Annotated in this window: 1 protein-coding gene and 1 pseudogene; both read right to left on the bottom strand. The window is 36.2% G+C overall.

The window, feature by feature from the left end; genetic code table 11:
• Nucleotides 1-192, bottom strand: a pseudogene (locus HP552_RS00395) (TraB/GumN family protein); the annotation flags it as partial.
• A 1314-nt stretch (nt 193-1506) separates the two neighbouring features.
• Nucleotides 1507-2352: a tyrosine-type recombinase/integrase gene (locus HP552_RS00390; protein WP_175393822.1), complete on the bottom strand. Its 846-nt coding sequence runs from the start codon at nt 2350-2352 to the stop codon at nt 1507-1509.
• Between the last annotated feature and the right edge of the window lie 422 nt (nt 2353-2774).

Here is a 2774-nt window from a genome sequence, read left to right as displayed (position 1 = left end):
GGCTTCAAGTGTGGAGCGAAGCGGAACCAATGTAGTTCCCTTATTATTAATTGGTGCTCCTACAGTGTACTCCACTGCCTGGTCGTTGACTTTAACGGAAGTCCCTTGAGGTGCAGCCATGGCCGGCGCAGCAGAAGCGAGTAAACCAACCGAGATGGTGAGAGACAAGAGCATACGTTTCCAGTTTTTCATATTATGTATTCTCCTTTTTTAAAAAATAGTAGTTTAAATTTAATAGTTAATAGAGTTGAACATACACCAAAATACTACGCATAAAGTTTGGGATGGGTGCCACCTTTTTCCTCGAGGCACCTTCTCCCCTATGAGATTACTTTTTGCTGCACACCACCATATACATCATATCTATGTGTGTCGTCATAATTTGTGAGAGAAATGATCGATATTGCTTATTAATCAAGTGGTTTTTTCATATTTACCGAGAGGAATTTAACGATACCGTTATAGAATCTCCATCTTTTTCACAAATACCGAGAAAAACAGTAAATCCTCATTTGTATATTTATGCATAAAGTTGTTGGCGAACTAACACGGATAATCCTCAGGTACCAATAGCAAAAGACCGCTCTCTTTTTACTTTGAGAAGCGGTCTTTTGCTATTGTTTTAACTTTAACTCGAATTTATTAACTGTTTAAATCAGTAAGCGTCTCTCTTATTGCGTCATAAGACTGAGAGTTTTGATTCTCATTTTATGAAGAGTAAATCTTATTCACGAAAAACTAATTTGAACATGTTGTTCTACTATCCGTAAAAATTCCTAGAAACACATTATGTAATTGCTAACATTCATTCTCTCTTCACAATAAAATGCAATCCTTCTATACTGCTATGATCTATTAGAAGGGCACTTCATGAAATATTACTTACTTCTATTACCTATTAAAAAAGTAGTTTTCTAATATGACTGCATACTCTTTAGTAGATTCTCTTCATTTATTCCACTTCGTTTTCAACCCTGAGATATATTGATCCGAACATAGGAGTCATCAATTGTATAGTCTTGTCATTGACTTGATTTAATTGGCGAGCTATTTCGGATTCGTTGAAATTGTTTGCTTTTCCTCCCCTATTCAAAATCCTATCCTACCATTAAATGTGAAAGTATCTGGATCTAAATGTGAACTTAGGTCCGGATCTTACACTGGATTATTAAAATACGAAGATTTCACATTGAATTCATTTTTATCCGTTTTAGGTTCTATTGCTGAATTTATCTGATTGGACTGTTCATCATGTTGATCAACAATTAGATTTGTAAGCCGTTTCCAGATATCATCATTATTATAAAAAAATTAAAAAATTTTTTTATAATAACACCCTCCGCATTGCTTAGCCCCATAATAGATTCTTTCCATTTAGATCATGATATATTCATCATTCAGATCAATTTTTATATAAAAAAGAGAAAATAGAATTATATTTATATCAGTAAGACTAGAAATAAAGAAAAACCGTCCTAAGCGAGTTGGATTTATTGGCTAACAATGCTAAAAAAATCGCCGATATAGTTCTCTCCGTCGTTCACCGCGTAGTTGAGCATAGATTTGTGTAGTTGATGCTTTTTCATGCCCTAACATGCCTTGAATAAATTCTAATGGTGCTCCATTATCGAGCAACTGACATGCATAGGTATGGCGAAAACGATGAGGATACACGTTTGCGGCAACCGCCCCACGAGATGCTAAGCGCTTTAATGCCCATCTAAGTGTTGGTATAGCCATTCGTTTCACTGGACTGTTATCTGTTACAAACAGGGCTTTACACGAGTCCTCGCGACTGTCTAAATACTTCTTCAACCATACTTTACACTCCGTGGTGAAGTAAACTTCTCTTTGCTTTGCCCCTTTTCCGTTTACAATCGCCGAGCAGCAGTTTTCCCAGTTCAAGTCTTCAATGTTTAACTTCTCCACCTCACCTATACGACAACCTGTACAATATAAAAATTCAAGAAGAGCTCTTTCCCGTAAGGTCTGACAAGAGATCTTTAAATGTATCACATCTTCTTCCATCAAAAACTTAGGTACCCGCTTCTCCATTTTTGGTTCGCGCAGTTTAATGGAAGGATTACTAGATAGATAGGTTTCTTCATATGCAAAATTAAATAAGGAACGTACAAAGCGGATACGGTGCCCAAGACTGCTTGGCTTTAAACGATCTGATTGCTTTGCTAAGTATTCCTTTAGGAGATTTAAAGTTACCCCCGAAATATCTACATCCCCCAGATCCGAAACCAACATCTTGAGTTGCAAAGCATACGCACGCAATGTATTTGGGCTAAATCCTTGAATTCGTTTATCCGCCTCATAATGATTCAAAAGTTCACTTAAGATCACAATAAAACCTCCTATAAGAGCAATTAATTCTAGTTTGCTTCAATTAAGAGGTTTTAGACTGGTGCTATTTAACTAAAGTTTCCCGTTAGTTTAATGAACCTCTATTATGCATTTGAATAATTAATCGAGACCACGCCTGGTTAACTACGGAACGAAAGAGCACACCAAGTACCCGTAGAAGAACTTCGGCTCGTGCTCCTAGTTTGTATCCTCCCATAGTTGAACGGAAAAGAAGTATCTTTATATACTAAAAGTGAGTAATCTTCATCTTGTTTAACAAAAAGTTCATAACGTCTCTTTAACCATTTAAATGACCTACTCATGATGTTTGTAATTATACATGTATGAGTGATCTGGTAGGACGTCCAAATTTTTTTGAAATAATCCCAACCTTTATTTCGCCTGGCACACTATATAATTGT

It is taken from the genome of Paenibacillus xylanilyticus (assembly GCF_013359935.1).
Taxonomy (GTDB): Bacteria; Bacillota; Bacilli; order Paenibacillales; family Paenibacillaceae; genus Paenibacillus; species Paenibacillus xylanilyticus.
Note: the sequence above shows the minus strand (reverse complement) of the source record. Positions and strands in the feature narration are given on the sequence as shown.